At 47.6% G+C, this 17,190-nt stretch carries 14 protein-coding genes; 7 read left to right on the top strand and 7 right to left on the bottom strand.

What is annotated here, in order from left to right; genetic code table 11:
• The first annotated feature begins 35 nt into the window (after nt 1-35).
• From BUB43_RS08085 to fabG, 3 genes are read left to right on the top strand one after another with little or no spacing between them, the layout of a single operon-like run.
• Nucleotides 36-1,088 (top strand): hypothetical protein, encoded by a 1,053-nt coding sequence (locus tag BUB43_RS08085; RefSeq protein WP_143154070.1) that lies wholly within the window; start codon nt 36-38, stop codon nt 1,086-1,088.
• Nucleotides 1,089-1,090: 2 nt separating this feature from the next.
• Nucleotides 1,091-1,765 (top strand): 16S rRNA (cytidine(1402)-2'-O)-methyltransferase, encoded by a 675-nt coding sequence (gene rsmI, locus BUB43_RS08080; protein ID WP_073180004.1) that lies wholly within the window; start codon nt 1,091-1,093, stop codon nt 1,763-1,765.
• Between the two features lie 12 nt (nt 1,766-1,777).
• The gene (gene fabG, locus BUB43_RS08075) at nt 1,778-2,515 is read left to right on the top strand and encodes a 3-oxoacyl-[acyl-carrier-protein] reductase (RefSeq protein WP_073180002.1); all 738 of its coding nucleotides are present in this window, start codon (nt 1,778-1,780) and stop codon (nt 2,513-2,515) included.
• A gap of 1 nt (nt 2,516) precedes the next feature.
• Here the strand turns inward: fabG and surE are convergent, their stop codons facing one another.
• On the bottom strand, nt 2,517-3,287 hold the full coding sequence (gene surE, locus BUB43_RS08070; RefSeq protein ID WP_073180102.1) for a 5'/3'-nucleotidase SurE: 771 nt from the start codon (nt 3,285-3,287) through the stop codon (nt 2,517-2,519).
• Nucleotides 3,288-3,400: 113 nt separating this feature from the next.
• Here surE and BUB43_RS08065 point away from each other — a divergent pair, with 113 nt between their 5' ends.
• From BUB43_RS08065 to uvrB, 4 genes are read left to right on the top strand one after another with little or no spacing between them, the layout of a single operon-like run.
• Nucleotides 3,401-5,521 carry a carboxy terminal-processing peptidase gene (locus BUB43_RS08065; protein WP_073180104.1) on the top strand — a complete coding sequence of 707 codons (2,121 nt, stop codon included), beginning with the start codon at nt 3,401-3,403 and terminating at the stop codon, nt 5,519-5,521.
• A gap of 25 nt (nt 5,522-5,546) precedes the next feature.
• Nucleotides 5,547-6,302: an SDR family NAD(P)-dependent oxidoreductase gene (locus tag BUB43_RS08060; protein WP_185113768.1), complete on the top strand. Its 756-nt coding sequence runs from the start codon at nt 5,547-5,549 to the stop codon at nt 6,300-6,302.
• 2 nt (nt 6,303-6,304) lie between these two features.
• Nucleotides 6,305-6,976, top strand: a complete 672-nt coding sequence (tsaB, locus tag BUB43_RS08055) for a tRNA (adenosine(37)-N6)-threonylcarbamoyltransferase complex dimerization subunit type 1 TsaB (protein ID WP_073179999.1) — start codon at nt 6,305-6,307, stop codon at nt 6,974-6,976.
• Nucleotides 6,977-7,034: 58 nt separating this feature from the next.
• Nucleotides 7,035-9,038 carry an excinuclease ABC subunit UvrB gene (uvrB, locus tag BUB43_RS08050; RefSeq protein ID WP_073179997.1) on the top strand — a complete coding sequence of 668 codons (2,004 nt, stop codon included), beginning with the start codon at nt 7,035-7,037 and terminating at the stop codon, nt 9,036-9,038.
• A gap of 45 nt (nt 9,039-9,083) precedes the next feature.
• Here uvrB and BUB43_RS08045 read toward each other — a convergent pair whose 3' ends face one another.
• The 6 genes from BUB43_RS08045 to BUB43_RS08020 form a co-directional block, all read right to left on the bottom strand.
• Nucleotides 9,084-10,169 carry an AI-2E family transporter gene (locus tag BUB43_RS08045; protein ID WP_073179995.1) on the bottom strand — a complete coding sequence of 362 codons (1,086 nt, stop codon included), beginning with the start codon at nt 10,167-10,169 and terminating at the stop codon, nt 9,084-9,086.
• 18 nt (nt 10,170-10,187) lie between these two features.
• The gene (locus tag BUB43_RS08040) at nt 10,188-10,922 is read right to left on the bottom strand and encodes a hypothetical protein (RefSeq protein ID WP_073179993.1); all 735 of its coding nucleotides are present in this window, start codon (nt 10,920-10,922) and stop codon (nt 10,188-10,190) included.
• 45 nt (nt 10,923-10,967) lie between these two features.
• The gene (locus BUB43_RS08035; RefSeq protein WP_073179991.1) at nt 10,968-11,690 is read right to left on the bottom strand and encodes a hypothetical protein; all 723 of its coding nucleotides are present in this window, start codon (nt 11,688-11,690) and stop codon (nt 10,968-10,970) included.
• 57 nt (nt 11,691-11,747) lie between these two features.
• Nucleotides 11,748-13,445: a 2-succinyl-5-enolpyruvyl-6-hydroxy-3-cyclohexene-1-carboxylic-acid synthase gene (gene menD / locus BUB43_RS08030; protein ID WP_073179989.1), complete on the bottom strand. Its 1,698-nt coding sequence runs from the start codon at nt 13,443-13,445 to the stop codon at nt 11,748-11,750.
• A gap of 23 nt (nt 13,446-13,468) precedes the next feature.
• Nucleotides 13,469-14,512, bottom strand: coding sequence for a PA0069 family radical SAM protein (locus BUB43_RS08025; protein WP_073179987.1), 1,044 nt, complete (start codon nt 14,510-14,512; stop codon nt 13,469-13,471).
• A 117-nt stretch (nt 14,513-14,629) separates the two neighbouring features.
• The gene (locus BUB43_RS08020; protein ID WP_073179985.1) at nt 14,630-17,152 is read right to left on the bottom strand and encodes an ATP-dependent Clp protease ATP-binding subunit; all 2,523 of its coding nucleotides are present in this window, start codon (nt 17,150-17,152) and stop codon (nt 14,630-14,632) included.
• Between the last annotated feature and the right edge of the window lie 38 nt (nt 17,153-17,190).

The following is a 17,190-nucleotide window of genomic DNA, read 5'->3' as shown; positions in this document are numbered from 1 at the left end:
CCAAAATTACGGAAATTTAAAAACCTCCTTGCCCGATGAAGACAGCCCTCGAAGAATCTGCCGAATTTATTTTCAACGAATGTCAAATACGGCTTAAACAATTGTCAGAACTCAATTCTCCGCAAGATTTAGTGGAAAAAATAAATGAGCTGAAGGAGCTGCCAAAGCTTGCAGAAACGCTTAGGATTCTCCTAAGTTTTGGAGATTTACCAATGGAAGATACGCCTATGTATCCCATTGAAAACCAATTATTAAACTCAAAAAAAATCGCTGAGAAGGAAGATATCAATATTGAAGGATTACAGGAAGATGTCGGATCTTTCACGAATGCAGAAATCTCAGAAAACCCAGTAGAAAAGGATGATATTTCTGAAGTTTCAGAGATAATTTTTTTAGAAACTGTTCGCGAGCCCGTGTCTCAGGATGAGCCTGAAATTTCCTCGGAAGATTCATTGTTTAGCGCTGAAGCTTTTTCTACGGAAGAGGAAGATACAGAAAAATTTTTGGAAAATTATTGGAAAAAGTACAGCACAGCGGAGCCTGCAAGGGAAATGAGTGCGGAGGAAGAAGCAAAAAAATTGTCCGATCTTCAGCAGGAAGAAATGCTCATTGAAGCTACAATTGATGAGAATCTATACGAAAAAAATGTTAGGATCCGTGAGGAGGAAATTTTGCAGGAAGAAAAGTTTCTTTCAGAGAATGCAAAGCAGGAAATTCCAGAACCCCCTGTTCAGCAAACAAGCAGCAAAATTAAGCTCGCCAATATCAAGGCTTTCAGCAAAAATCAACCTTCACTTTTTGATGAGCACACAGAGGATAATTTTTTGAGCTTAACTTCTGAAAATCAAACTCATACAAAAACTAAACCTGACTTCAAATTAGATTTGAACGACCGCATTGCCTTCACTAAAAATTTGTTTAATAATAGCCAAACCGATCTGAACGATACCATTAAAACGCTCAATTCTTTCGAGACTTTGGAAGAGGCGCAGGAATATTTGAGCGAAGTTTATTACGACCGAAATTGGAAGAAAGTTGATGAGTATGCACAGCGGCTTTGGTCTTTGGTGGAGAACAAATTCCTGTAGTTTTGTCAGGCACGCTCTACTTCGTTCCTACGCCCATTGGAAATTTGGAAGATATGACTTTCAGGGCGGTAAGTGTCTTGAAATCAGTGGATTATGTCCTTTGTGAAGATACGAGAACTTCTGGAATTTTGCTGAAGCATTTCGAAATTTCGCGCCCGCTGAAAGCCTATCATATGCACAATGAGCATCAGGCTACGGAAAAGGTGATTCAGGATTTGAAGCTTGGGCAGAACATCGCCATCATCACCGATGCAGGAACGCCTGGAATTTCCGATCCCGGTTATCTTCTCGCAAAAGCGGTGGCAGATGAAGGGCTGGAGATGATTTGCTTACCCGGTGCTACGGCATTCGTTCCTGCACTCGTAGTTTCCGGTTTGCCGAATAATGAATTCCTTTTCGCTGGATTTTTACCCCAGAAGAAAGGCCGGCAAACTAAGCTGAAACAATTGGCAGAAGAGAAAAAAACCGTGGTGCTTTATGAAAGTCCACACAAGATAAACTCAACTTTGCAGCAGATAAAAGTTTTTTTCGGCGAAGAAACAAAAGTAAGTCTTAGCCGAGAAATTTCGAAGAAGTTTGAAGAAACTAAAAGAGGGACAATCAATGAGTTAATTGAGTTTGCTGAAAGTAAAAATTTAAAGGGTGAGATTGTTCTCGTGATTAATAATTCGATATAAAAAATTTTGTAAATGGGATTACTTGAAGGAAAAGTAGCGATTGTAACCGGTGGAACTCGTGGAATTGGAAAAGGCATCGTGGAAGTCTTCGTGAAGCAGGGCGCAAAAGTAGCCTTCACTTACGCAGGCTCGGTGGAAAAGGCCAACGAAATTTCAGCGCAGTTTGGCGACAGCGTGAAGGCATACCAATCGGATGCTTCCGATTTTGAAGCAGCGCAAAAGCTTGTGGATGAGGTACTTACAGATTTCGGTTCGGTAGATGTACTGATTAACAACGCTGGAATTACCAAAGACAATCTGCTGCTAAGGATGTCCAAAGAAGATTGGGATGCGGTGCTCCGCGTAAACCTCGATTCCGTGTTCAATCTCACTAAAGCCGTTACCAAGCCGATGATGAAAGCCAAGGCAGGCTCTATCATTAATATGACTTCGGTGGTTGGTGTGAGGGGCAATGCTGGCCAGGCGAATTATGCCGCTTCCAAGGCCGGTGTCATTGGTTTTACAAAATCCGTTGCGCTGGAGTTGGGTTCCAGAAACATCCGCTGTAACGCGATTGCGCCAGGCTTCATTGAAACGGAAATGACGGCAGCGCTCGATGAGAAAGCCGTGCAAACTTGGCGGGATGGCATCCCACTAAAACGCGGCGGCCTGCCGGAAGATGTGGCTAATGCCTGCGTTTTCCTTGCCAGCGATTTGTCGGCGTATGTTACAGGCCAGGTGCTGAATGTGGACGGCGGGATGCTGACTTAAATCAAAATTCCAAAGTCTGGCGCAGAGTGCCGATATGTTCGTAAGCCGTAAGGTCGAACTTCACCGGAACAATTGAGATGTAGCCTTCGGAAAGCGCGTTCTCATCGGCATCGGCACTCTCATCCATATTGTTAAAATACCCGGTAAGCCAGTAGTATTTCTTGCCGTGCGGGTTCACGCGCTCGTCAAAATTCTCTTCCCATTTTGCATCGGCCTGCTTGCAGACTTTCACGCCTTTTATCTCATTTTCAGGAAGTTTCGGAATGTTCACATTCAGCACAACGCCCTTTGGCAAAGGGTTTTCCAGAACGCGGCGCACAATGCTTTGGATGAATTTTTTAGCCTGAAGAAAATCGGCATCCCAGGAAAAATCCAGCAGAGAGAAACCGATGGCCTGAAGCCCTTCCACACCAGCTTCTACAGCGGCACTCATCGTGCCGGAATAGATGACATTGATGGAGGAATTTGCACCGTGGTTGATGCCGGAAACCACAAGGTCCGGGCGGCGCGGCAAAATTTTATCCAGCGCAAATTTTACGCAGTCCACCGGTGTTCCGCCGAGGGAAAAATCACGCTGCGGACCTTCCAGGCTGATTTCCTCGAACATCAGGGTAGAATTGATGGTGATGGCGTGGCCTTTTCCGCTTTGCGGGGAATTGGGCGCCACCACGATTACATCGCCTATCTCGTTCATAAATTCGGTGAGGTGCCTTACACCTGGTGCCGTAATTCCGTCGTCATTCGTCACTAAAATCAGCGGTTTCTCTGTCATTTTTTCATTTTCCGCAAATTTAAGTAAATTTAAAGCCAAAATCAGGAAATAGGTCTTAAATTTGGTGGCTTAAAATTCGCGCCAGCAAAGCGCTTTTGCCTTTTATGAAAAATATATTTAAACAACTGAAACTGAACACCTTACTGCTGTTCATCCCGCTTACGACGCTGATGTTCTGCTTTAATGCGCCGAAGGATGATAATGAGAAAATGTCCACCATTATGGTGAGTGTGAAGAACACACTCTCCTATCTCCATTACAGCCCGAAGCCCATTAATGATGCCTACTCTGCGGATGTTTACAAGAAATATTTTGAGTATATCGACCCTTCGAAGCGCTACTTTCTGCAGTCGGATATGAATGAATTTGCAAAGCACGAAACAAAGCTTGATGATTATCTGAAAACAGGCGACCTTACCTTTTTCAACCTGACCCACGACAGGCTAATGAAGCGGATTGACGATGCTGAGGCGATCACGAAGGACATATTCAGCAAGCCGATTGATTTCGATGAAGATGAAAGCCTTGTGCTGGAACCAAAGGTAAAGACCGCGCCGAGAGACCAGAAGGAAATGTATGCCGAGTGGCGTAAATTCATCAAATACAATATCTTACAGGAAATAGAAACTCTGAAATCCCGCGAAGAATCTCAGCAGAAAAAGAAGGATTCCTTCCAGAGGAACAAACTGCCGGATACTGTAAATGTGAAAATCCTGACGCCGGAGGAAAAAATGACGAAGGCAACTTCCGAAGTGAAAGACCTGCTTGGCAATTCCTTTAAGAGGATAAAAAAAGTAAAAAAAATGGACTGGTTTTCCAGGTATATGAACTCCTACACGCTGGTTTTCGATCCACACACCAACTATTTTTCGCCAAGGGACAGGGAAGATTTCGATACGCAGTTTGTCGGGAAAATCATCGGAATCGGGGCGCTCATCAAGGAAAGCAAGGGCTACCTGGAGCTTGGCGAGCTTACCGTAGGTGCGCCGGCGTGGAAATCTAAACAGCTTTCGGAGGGGGATAAAATTTTAAAAATAAAATCCAAACCAAAAGAGCAGGCAGTGAATGCCATAGGAATGCTGAGCGAGGACGCTGTCCGCCTGATCCGCGGTGCCAAAGGAACGCCGGTAACGCTAACGGTACAGAAAAAAGACGGTACCGTGCAGGAGGTGACGATGATCCGCGAGGAAGTTTCCATAGAGGATACATTTGCACGAAGCATTATGATCACTGCCAAAGACGGAAAAAAATACGGCTTCATTTATTTACCTAGCTTTAATGCGGACTTCAATGATCCGAAGGGCAGAAACGCCAGTGATGATGTAAAGGCAGAACTCCTAAAGCTGAAGGCGGGAGGAGCGCAGGGCATCATCCTCGACCTTAGAAACAACGGCGGTGGCTCGCTCACGGAAGTTGGCGATATTATGGGCCTGTTTATGAACGAAGGGCCGTATGTGCAGGTAAAGGATGGCAACGGTAAGATTCAGACCCTCCGAAACAAGACTAACAGCCCAATATGGACGGGGCCGCTGCTCATTATGCAGAACGAATTTTCCGCCTCGGCATCGGAAATTCTTGCCGGCGAAATGCAGGATTATGGCCGTGCACTGGTGCTTGGCTCGCCGCAAAGTTTCGGGAAAGGTACGGTGCAAACCTTCGTGGATTTGAACCGTTTTCTAGATACCTCCGATGATTTCGGCTCGCTGAAAATGACGATTCAGAAATTTTACAGGGTAACGGGAGAATCCACGCAGAGAAAGGGCATCGAGGCTGATATCAAAATGAAAGACCTTTTCAGCCACGCAGAAGTGGGCGAGCGCTATGTGGATTTCGCATTGGCGTGGGATAAAATCCCGGCGGTAAAGTTTCAGCCAGTGGACAGAGTAAACCCGAAAGAATTGGCGGTACGCAGCGCGGCGAGGCTTGAGGAAAACCCTCAGTACAATCTTTTAATACAGTCTGTAGAGTGGAAAGAATTACTGGATAAAGAGGAACGCATCACCGTAAACCGGGCAAAATTTGATGAGCTGATGAAGCAACGCAAGGAACAGATTAAAAAGTTTGAATCGCTGCAAAAATTCAACAACGGCCTGCAGTTTACCTTAACAAAGGAGGAAATAGTTCGCGAGACCAAGGATGATATTTATAAGAAAAAAACCGAAAACTGGATTAAGAATCTTCGCAGGGACATTTATCTGCAGGAAGCGGTAAATGTGCTTTCGGATATGAAATAAAACTTTCACCGTTAATTTTTTAACAATTAAAATGACAGCATTAATCACCGGTGCAACTTCTGGCATAGGAAAGGCCACGGCAAGAATTTTCGCAGAGCAGGGCAAGAAACTCATCCTTTGCGGAAGAAGAGAAGCTTTGCTGAAAAGTTTGGCGGACGAGCTTTCCCAGAAAACCGAAGTGCACACCCTGGTTTTCGATGTGCGGAAATTCGAGGAGGTAGAAAAGGCGATAAATTCCATCCCGGAAGAGTTTTCCACCATAAATATTCTGGTGAACAGCGCCGGAAATGCGCACGGCCTGGATTTGCTGGAGGACGCTTCCATAGAAGATTTGGACGCGATGATTGACGGCAATGTGCAGGGGCTGCTGTATGTTTCCAAGTTGATAATTCCACGGCTGAAGGAGCAAAAAAGTGGCCATATTGTGAACATCAGCTCCATCGCTGCGCTCAGAACTTACCGAAACGGCATTGCGTACAGCGCTTCCAAAAGGGCGGTGGACGGTATTTCTGAAGGGATGAGGGCGGAGCTTACCGAGTTTGGAATCAAGGTGACGAACATTCGTCCTGGTGCGGTGGCTACGGAGTTTTCGGAGGTGCGTTTCAAGGGCGATAAAGCGCGTGCTGCCGCCGTTTACGAAGGCTACGAAGCCTTGCTGGCGGAAGATATTGCCGATGTGATTTCGTACTGCGTGAATCTTCCGAACCGCGTTTCCATTTCGGATTTAACGATTTACCCGAAAACCCAGCTGGAAGCGCAAACGATTTACAAAACGCTTTAGGTTTGAAAATTCTGCACCTGGAAACTTCGTCGAGAAACTGTTCCGTAGCCGTTTCGGAAGGAAGGGAATTGCTGTGCCTTTGCGAAGAAATTTCGGATGGGTACAAGCAGTCCGAAAAGCTGCATCGCTTTGTGGAATGGGCTTTGGAGGGTGCGGAAATTTCTCTACAGGATTTGGATGCCGTGGCATTGAGCCAAGGTCCCGGTTCATACACGGGCTTGAGGATTGGCGCTGCTTCGGCGAAAGGTTTTTGCTTTGCTTTGGAAATCCCGATGATTGCCGTGGATACGATGCTTACAATGGTGCAAGCTTTTGAAAATCAGGGATTTGATTACATTGTTCCGCTGATTGATGCCAGAAGGATGGAGGTTTACACGGCAATTTACGACGGGAGAACCGGCGCGGAAATTCAGGGTGCCACCAACCTTATTTTGGATGAAAATTCTTTTGCCGAACTAGAAAACCGAGAAATTCTTTTCGTAGGTGACGGTGCAAAAAAGGCGTCAGAAGTTTTAAAAGTGAAGGCGGAATTCAAGCCGGAAGTTTTTCCTTCTGCTGAATTTATGGTAAGAGCTGCCGCCGGAAAATTTGAAAAGAAGGACTTTGTGGATGTCGCTTACTTTGAGCCGTTTTACCTGAAAGAATTTCAGGGCGTGAAGAAGGCAGAAAAGTAATGCATTGTAAAGGTCAATCACCTTTGCAACTATTTGATTTACAATACTTAAACTAAAAATGAAATTCCAACTGAAATCTGATTTTAACCCGACAGGTGATCAGCCGAATGCCATCCAGAAACTTTCGGAAGGTATAGAAGTGGGAGAGAAGTACCAAACTTTGCTCGGCGTTACAGGTTCCGGAAAAACCTTTACCATAGCCAATGTGGTGAACAATGTGCAGCGGCCTACTTTGGTGCTGGCGCACAACAAAACCTTGGCGGCGCAGCTTTTTATGGAGTTCAAGGAGTTTTTCCCGCAAAACGCGGTGGAATACTTCGTGTCCTACTACGATTATTATCAGCCGGAAGCCTACATCGCTTCATCGGGAACTTACATCGAGAAAGATTTGAGCATCAATGAAGAAGTGGAAAAACTGCGGCTTTCCGCCACGGCAAGCCTGCTTTCCGGGAGAAGGGATGTGCTCATCGTGGCGTCGGTTTCCTGCATCTACGGTATCGGCAATCCCACGGAATTCCACAAGTCGCTGATTTCCATAAAGGCAGGCGAAAAAGTAACGAGAACGGCGCTGCTGCACGCCCTGGTGAATGCGCTTTATTCCCGCTCAATCAACGAGTTTCAGCGCGGAACTTTCCGCGTGAAAGGCGATGTGGTGGATGTTTTCCCGGCTTATGCGGATAATGCCATCTGTGTTCAGTTTTTCGGTGATGAGATTGAGAAGATCCAAACTTTCGACCCGATTTCTGGAAATGTGGAATCGGATTTTGAGCAAATTCAAATTTACCCTGCCAACCTTTTCGTGACGACAAAGGAAACGCAGCAAACGGCAATCCGCGAAATACAGGACGATTTGGTAAAGCAGGTAGATTTCTTCACCGAAGTGGAAAAACCGCTGGAAGCCAAGCGGCTACAGGAAAGAACCGAGCTGGATCTGGAAATGATGAAGGAGCTGGGCTACTGCAGCGGCATCGAAAATTACTCAAGATATTTCGACAGAAGGTTGCCAGGAACACGGCCGTTCTGCCTATTGGATTATTTCCCCAAGGATTATCTGATGGTCATCGATGAAAGCCATGTTACAATTCCACAAGTTCACGCAATGTACGGTGGCGACAGAAGCCGGAAGGAAGCCCTGGTGGAATACGGTTTCCGCTTGCCTGCAGCTTTGGACAATAGGCCCCTGAAATTCGAGGAATTTGAAGGGATGCAGAATCAGGTCATCTATGTTTCGGCAACGCCCGCTGATTATGAGCTGGAAAAAACCGGCGGCATTTTCGTGGAGCAAATCATCCGTCCAACTGGCCTCTTGGACCCGGAAATTGAAATCCGCCCGACGATTAATCAGATTGATGATCTGATGGAGGAAATCCAGAAGCGCGCAGAAATTGACGAGAGAGTTCTGGTAACCACTTTAACCAAAAAAATGGCGGAAGAGCTTACCAAGTATTTCACGAAATTTGGCATACGCTGCCGCTACATCCATTCCGATGTGGAAACGCTGGAACGCATACAGATTATGCAGGATTTGCGCACGGGGCTCTTCGATGTATTAATCGGCGTGAATCTTTTGCGCGAAGGCCTGGATTTGCCGGAAGTTTCGCTGGTTGCCATTCTGGATGCCGATAAGGAAGGGATGCTGCGCTCAAGACGCTCGATGATTCAAACGGTAGGCCGTGCGGCAAGGAACATCAATGGAAAGGCGATAATGTATGCTGATAGCATCACGGGCAGTATGCAGCGCACGATAGAAGAAACGGACTACCGCCGCAGAAAGCAGCAGGAATATAACGAGGCGCACGGCATAGTGCCAAAGCAGGTGAACAAGAAAATTTCCGAGGCGCTGGTTGGCAGGGCGAAAGATTTCCCTGATGAAAAGTACACCCAAAAGGAAATCCTGAAAAGCGTGGCGGAAGACCGCGCGAACTACAACGCGGAAGATTTAGAGCAGCTGATTGCCAAGAAGCAGAAGGAAATGGAGGCCGCCGCGAAGAATCTGGACTTCATCAAGGCTGCGAAAATCCGCGATGAAATCAAAGCGCTGAAGGAAGGGATTTCTGCTTAGATTTTCAACAAAAAACCTCGGGAAATTTTTCCTGAGGTTTGTTTTTTAAAGCATTAAATCAATCTTTTTCTCAATGGGTTGCTCGCCAAGGTGCAAGTCTGGAGGGGTATCTTCGTCGGAAAATTCATTGGCATAAACCTGGATGAGGAGGAGCGTCATAGATACGAGAATAGGGCCAAAGATCAGGCCGATAAACCCGAAGAGATTTACCCCCATAATGATACCAAAAACCGTATTCAGCGGGTGGATGTCCTCAAGTTTTTTCAAAACGGTAAATCTCAGTACATTGTCGGTAGTCCCCACCACAATCAGGCAGTACAGCGTAAGCCCGATGGCGTTGCCCGTATCACCTATTGCAAACATGTAGAGCACTACGGGTACCCAGACAATCATCGTCCCCACCACCGGCAGCACCGATGCTATCGCCGTAAGCACGAAGAGCAGCGCAGCACTTGGCGCCCCGAAAATGAGGTAACCAATCAACGCGAACAGGCCCTGGCCTATGGCAGTCACCGGCAGCCCTACGGCGTTCGCCATTACCAGCTTGCGGAATTTTTCCCCAATCATATTTACATTCGTTCTCTTCAGGGGAAGCAGCTGGGCAGCCGCTTGTTCAAATTTCCGTGGATTGGCAAGCATAAAATACAGAATGAAGAACATGGAAAGCACCACAGTAAGCGTATTCACAGTTTCGTTCACCAGGGAAGTCCCAATTCTGCTGATGGAGCCCTGCAGCTTGTCCATATTTCCTTTGCTCAGGAGGTCAATATTCGTTTTCTCATAAACATACTCCTGAGACTTCAGGATGTACTCATTAATCTGGCTCATATACTGCTGAGAGCTGCCGATTTTCTGTACCAACAAGTCACCTATAAAATACATCGGGATGATGATCACCACCAGGCATAGAAGGATTATTACACTAGTAGCGAGCGCGGGCTTCCATTTTTTCTTTTCCTGCAGATAGAAATTCAGATCGCGCGTCACCACATACAGCGTAATGGCGCCCAGCAGAGACGGGATGAAGAGTAGCAGATTTTTTACGATGAGGTACAGCAGCCATACAATCACCCCGATGAGGAGGATTTGCTTTACCTTTACATTGCTGATTTGTTGAGGGTTGTAGGACATTTCAGATAATTAAAAAAATTAAATATTTCCATAGATTGGCCTTGGCCTGCCCACGAAGGCGCAGTATGCGGAGTACATAGCCACGAAAATGAAGGGATAAGTAAGAATAATACCGACGAAGCACAGCAACAAGCCTGCTAAGCTGATGAGAGCGCTGAGGATAAAAATGCCGAGGAATGCGCCGTAGTTCTCCTTCGCGATATTTACAGATTTTTTTATTGCCTCTATCGCTGTAGCATTTTCAAATAGCACGATCGGGTAGCCGAGCATAAATAAAGGCGCCACGAATAAGCCCGGCAGAAAGCAAAGTGAGAAGGAAAAGGATAAGATTATACCCGAAAGAAGCCCGTAGAGAAGGACCTGACCGAAATTCTGCCTGTAGTAAACAAACAAATCACGGAATTCCGGGCGGTGCCCGTTATGATATTTGCTGGCAATGTATATCACGCCCGCAAGCAGGGGGGAGAGCAAGATACCTATAATCCCGCTGACCACCGACATGGTGCTGTATTGCGAAACAAGCTCGGGATCCAGTCTTGAAAAATCTCCGCCGGACTGCTGCACCTGCCGCATAAACTCCTGAGAATCAAAAGGGAAGAGAGCCCCAAGAAGGGAATTTAGAACAATATAAAGAACGGTGGCCAGCAGGGCATAGGCAAAGATGCCCTTGTAAAGATTAAAAGCGTGGCTGATGACGCCGCTTGTACTGCGCTCCGGGATTTCCTGCGCCGGATTTAAGTTGAAATTTTCCATAAATTTTTATTTAAATACTTGGCTCAAAAGTAGCAATTTCTTCATTTATTCCCGCCTGTAAATTTCAGAAAACATCACCTTGTACATGGCATAAATCACTGCGTTCCAAAACGGCAGGGTAAAAATGGCGCCTGCCACCGAGAATATCCCGGCATATTTTATAATGGCCGCCGCGGCAGTACAGAGGATAATCTCCGCAGGGAAGATGCGCAACGCCCGCCAGGAAAGGCTGATGCTTTCGAAGATTTTTTTGTTCATAAAAAACATCAGCGGCGCACAGAATACGGTGGCTATCACCCAGAAATACGCGAGGAAAACAGTGGAAAACAGCAGGCTGTACACCACCGACCAAAAAAGATAAAACCCGGTGAAGATGAAAAAGTTTGCCCCCTGGTAGCCCGCCAGGATATCTGCTGCAGAAACTTTCTCATTCAAATCCATCTTTCGGAAAATCTTCATCAGCCCCAGATTTAAAGGGTAAAGAAATACGGAGGTTAGCATCAGCAGCCAGGATAGCCGCTGAAAACCCGGCGTGCGGGAGAGCGCCTGAACCGCTTGCGTATAGGCTTCTGAAAATGGTTGTAGCTTGCTGATGCTCAGGAGCTCCTGCCCTATCCCAGTCTTTGCGATGCCGAAAAACACCGCCGTAAGGAATACCGATAAATATATCAGCGAAAAAAGTACCTGATAGCGCAGCGTGCGCCGCCAATAGCCAAAGGCATTCCGGAGGATGTCGGCAGCAGAAGGGCGCTGCGGATTTTGCTTCATTCGAAAAAATTTCCTGCAAAAGTACGCAACGCCCGCTATTTTGCCGAATCACCGTAATTACTCATCCACCCGCACCGGATTTCTCCCGGACAAGTGATCAAAATAATTTCTCAGCACATCAGCATTCCTAGCATTACCGGTAAAGATCTCAAGGATCTTGGGCTCAATCGACGGGCTGAAGAAATTATCCAGAATCCGCTCCAGCGTAAGCTCGTCCTCCGCTTTTGCATATCCGAAACCGAAATGCTTCGCCAGGATTTCGGCGCTTCTTCGGTGTTTCGTGCCAATAAATTCGTCCAGCACATTACCGTTGGCATTCTGCGGCCCCGGGATTATTTTAAAAATATTCCCCTCCTGATTATTCAGGATAATGATCCTCGTAAACGGCGGAATATACTGGTTCCAAAGCCCATTGATGTCGTAAAAAAAAGCAAGATCGCCCGTAACAAGCACGGTGGGTGCCGCGTGCCGGATGGCAAAGCCCATCGCGGTGGAAGTAGAGCCGTCGATACCGCTGGTTCCGCGATTGCAGTAACATTTAAACTTTTGAAAATCAAATAGTTGCGCATACCGTATAGTCGCGCTGTTGCTAAGATGCACGGCGTGGTTTACCGGGATTTTTTCGGAAATAATTTTACAGGCTGTAAAATCTGAAAACGGTGCCCGTAGTGTGAATTCCCGATGCAGCGCATCCTTCCTTTCCCTCAGGCTGTTCCAAAGATTGTAATATGGCCGGGGGTTCAGGGAAATGTTATAGATCAGTTTGCTGAGGAAAATTTCCGGCCGCGCGGAGATTTTTTGAGTTAAATGAAAATAAGTGTCCGGGTGCCAGTGCTCGTCAATATGCCAGTGCGAATGAATATCTGCGGCCCTAAAAAACTGCTTAACTTTTTTTGATACCACATTCTGCCCAATTGTGATGAGCAAATCCGGCGCAAATGTGCGGATATCCTGCTCATCAAAACCAGAAATATAGCGGTCGATATGGTGCAGGAATCTCGGGTCTTTCAGGTTAGAATTTGTTTCGCAAAGTACCACGACAGTGTGATTCTTCACCAGCTGAATGAGCTGATTTTCAAGTTCTTCGCTTTGTTTAACGGTGCCTACAAGTATTAAGATTCTCTTGGCTAAATTCCATTCGGCAACAAGGGTGGAGGGCAGTTCTGTACCGCGTTTCCGAATAGTTTTCTCTACCTGCGGTACCAGGGGGAAATCTTGCACAAGCTCGTATAGCGGCTCCTCCAGCGGTATGTTGATGTGTACGGGGCCCTGCTTCTCGATGCATAGCTCTACCGCTTTTTTAATTGTTTCAAGGTTAAAATCATCCGCATCCGCCCCGCTGTCCTCCATCAGTTCAAAGTCGCCGTAGGAATGCTGACTGAAGAGCTCCTTCTGCCGGATGGTCTGCCCGTCAAATATATCCACATAATCCGTAGGCCTGTCTGCAGTAAGGAGCAGCAGGGGGATATTTGAGTAAAAAGCCTCCGCAACGGCAGGGTAGTAGTTCGCCGCCGCAGAACCGCTGGTGCAAGTAACAGCCACTGGCTTTCCCTCGCTCAATGCCATACCCATCCCCACGAAGGCGGCGCTTCGCTCATCCACGATGCTGTAGCAGTTAAAGTATTGGCTTTCAGCAAGATGTATGGCTATCGGCGCATTACGCGAACCGGGAGAAATCACGATGTTTTGTACGCCGTACTGCTGCAGGACGCTACCGAGGATCTGCACGCTGCGCTTGGAAGAAAACTTTTTCATGCGGCAAATCTACAAAGAAAGGCTCAGAAAAGGCTCAGCTGCTGCACAGTGCTCCCCGTGAAATGTTCCGTAGAAAGAGAAGGCATACTTTTGCCAGAAAAATATTTCCGCCTTGCGAGTTTATAGGTGTTGTGTATCATTTCTGCTATATTTCCTTCACCTTTGTAGCGCTCGAAAAAGCGCTTTTCCCCGAGCTCCCCACCGCGCATGCTGCGGATGAGGTTCAGCACCTTCGCCGCACGGTCCGGGTAATAAGTCTCAAGCCACTGCACGAACACGGGTTCCACAGAGTCATTCAGGCGGATGAGCGCATGGTGTGCACTGAGGGCGCCCAGTTCCGAAACGGTTTTGTATAGGCTAAGCCCCTCCTCAGAGTTCAATCCGGGGATAACGGGTGCCGCCATCACATTTACCGGGATGCCGTTCTGAGAGAGCGTTTCCACCGCCTTCAGCTTGTTGCTTACGGATGAGGTACGCGGTTCCATCACGCGGCGGAGGTCTTCATTCAGCGTCGGGATGCTCATATTTACCGAGACAAGGTTCAGCTCTGAAAGTTTTGTCAGAATGTCTAAATCTCTCAGAATCAATGCGTTTTTTGTGATGAAGGAAACCGGGTGCCGGTAGGCAAGAAATTTTTCCAGAAGCTGGCGCGTAAGCTGCAGCTGCCTTTCTGCAGGCTGGTACGGATCCGTGTTGCCGGAGAGCGTGATGGTTTTTGGCTGATATCCCTTCCTCCGGAAAAACTTTTCAAGGAGCTCCGGTGCGTTTTTCTTCACCATAATATTGCGCTCAAAATCTACCCCCGCGGAGTAACCCCAATACTCGTGCGTGGGGCGCGCAAAGCAATATGCGCAGCCATGCTCGCAACCCTGGTAAGGGTTCAGGGAATATTCCATGGAAATATCCGGGCTCTTCACCTTGTTGACGATGCTTTTGGGAAATACCTCTGTGAATGTAGTTTTCCGGCTATCTACATCACCTTCATCTGGCTCGTGCGTGTACCGCTCAAAGCGATTGGCAACATTCCTTTGCGCGCCCTGGCCTTTTATTTTTGTCTTAATTTCCACAATGCAAACTTAGCAGATTATCTTGTCAAAAAGTTTTTTCTAAGAAAGAAATTTTGAGAGAAAAAATAAAAAAAACCTGCCTTCGCAAGCAGGTCATAATAAAATTTTCTCAAGAAACTACTCCGCCATCTCTGCGACAGCGCTCTCTTTTTCCAGCGCGTCTTTAGCATCATTTAGCTTCAGCACTACGGTTTCGCCCTCTGTAATTTCTTTATTTACAAGCAGTTCCGCCAGGAGATCCTCGATGTATTTCTGTACGGCGCGTTTCAGAGGCCTTGCGCCGAAATCTTTGTCCCAGCCCTTTTCCACGATGAAGTCCTTCGCCTCTTCGGTAAGCTCCACGCGGTAGCCCAGCTTGCTGATTCTGCTGTAGAGCTTCGCAAGCTCGAGGTCGATGATTTTGCGGATATCTTCCTGCTGCAGCGAGTTGAAGATAATGATGTCATCAATCCTGTTCAGGAATTCCGGCGAGAAGGCTTTTTTAAGAGCATTCTCGATGGTCGCTCTCGCTCTGGCGCCGCTCGTGCTGCGCTTCGCCGAAGTACCGAATCCTACGCCGTCGCCGAAGTCTTTTAGGTCGCGGGTTCCGATGTTTGAGGTGAGGATGATGATGGTGTTTCGGAAGTCGATCTTTCTGCCCAGCGAGTCAGTTACGTGTCCCTCGTCCAGAATCTGCAGGAGTATGTTGAAGACATCCGGGTGGGCCTTTTCTATCTCGTCCAGCAGCACTACGGAATAAGGTTTGCGCCGCACAGCCTCCGTTAGCTGGCCGCCCTCCTCGTATCCCACATAGCCCGGAGGCGCGCCCACGAGTCGGGACACGGCGAATTTTTCCATATATTCGCTCATATCGATGCGGATCAGCGCTTCATCAGAGTCAAAAAGCTCGCGCGCCATTACCTTCGCAAGTTCGGTTTTGCCGACGCCTGTGGTACCAAGGAAGATAAAGGTGCCTATCGGGCGGTTCGGGTCTTTCAGGCCGGCGCGGTTTCTCTGGATGGCTTTTACAACTTTTTTTACTGCATCTTCCTGCCCGATGACTTTCCCGTTCAGTTTCTCATCCATCTGGGCGAGTTTCTCGAGTTCGTTTTTGCCTACCTTCGTTACCGGCACGCCACTCATCATAGAAACCACTTCGGCAACATTTTCCTCGTCCACGGTTTCTTTTTTCTCCTTCACATCTTTGTCCCAGTCTTCCTGAGCTACCTGCAGCTCCCTACCCAGGCGCTCTTCTTCATCTTTCAGGCGGCGAGCCTCCAGGTAGTCCTGTGCCTTTACGGCCTTCTGTTTCTGCTCGCGGATGCGCTCGATAAGTTTTTCATTTTCAATGATCTGCTCCGGCACTTTCATGTTTTTGATGTAAACCCTGGAGCCGGCCTCGTCCATAGCGTCGATGGCTTTATCCGGCAGGTAGCGGTCTGTGATGTATCGCGAGGTGAGGTTTACGCAGGCGTTTATCGCCTCATCGGTATATTTTACATTGTGATGATCCTCGTATTTGTCCTTAATCTGATGCAGAATCTGGATGGTTTCCTCTATGGAGGTAGGCTCTACCATCACCTTCTGGAAGCGGCGTTCCAGCGCGCCGTCCTTTTCGATGTACTGGCGGTATTCATCCAGGGTGGTGGCACCGATGCATTGGATCTCCCCTCTTGCCAGGGCAGGTTTAAAAATATTCGATGCGTCCAGCGATCCGGTGGAGCTGCCCGCGCCCACGATGGTGTGCAGCTCATCGATGAAGAGGATTACATCGCGGTTTTTCTCCAGCTCTGTCATTATGGCTTTCATTCTTTCTTCGAACTGCCCGCGGTATTTCGTGCCGGCTACCAGGCTAGCCAGGTCGAGAGTGATAACCCGCTTGTTGTAGAGCACGCGGGACACATTTTTCTGGTGGATCCTCAGGGCAAGCCCTTCCGCTATTGCAGATTTACCCACGCCGGGCTCCCCGATCAGCAGAGGGTTGTTCTTCTTCCGCCGAGAGAGGATCTGCGATACGCGCTCGATTTCTTTATCCCTTCCTATCACAGGGTCCAGCTTGCCTTCCGCCGCCGCCGCAGTCAGGTCTCTGCCGAAATTGTCCAGCGTCGGGGTTTTGGTTTTCCCGGTGGCGAGGTTACCCGCCGGCCTGCGGGATTGCTGGCTGTAGGCAGGTTCGTCATCGTCATCATCCTCATAAACGCTCATCTGCGGAGCCTGCCCGGAATTTTGAATCATAGAACGGTATTCAGTGGTAACTCTTTCGTAATCAATGTCATAAGCTTCCAGTATGTTAGCGGCGGGATCTTCCTGCTTGTAGAGAATGCCCAGCAGAAGGTGCACGGTATTTATCTCCCCAGTTTTATACTGCCGGCTTTCCAGCTCTGCGCGTTTTACAGCCTGGTCCGCCATCCGCGTGAAAGAAATCTGGCTGCTTTCCATAGCGAGCGGGTTGGCGGTAGGCATGCTGATGCTCTCTATCTTCCGCCTTATCATATTGAGGTCTGCGTTAAGGTTTTTAAGAATATCCTTTGCGGAATTTTCTGTTTTTATAATGCCCAGCAGCAGGTGCTCTGTATTGAGGAATTCGCTTTTCAAACGCCGCGCTTCGGTTTTACTCTGTTTGAATACTTTGCTCAAACCGTCTGAAAATTTATTGTTCATATCGAAATAAAATTGAATTTAAAGGTAGGAAAAATTTT

This window comes from Cruoricaptor ignavus, from assembly GCF_900141665.1.
Taxonomy (GTDB): Bacteria; Bacteroidota; Bacteroidia; order Flavobacteriales; family Weeksellaceae; genus Cruoricaptor; species Cruoricaptor ignavus.
This window is presented reverse-complemented; position numbering and strand designations above follow the sequence as displayed.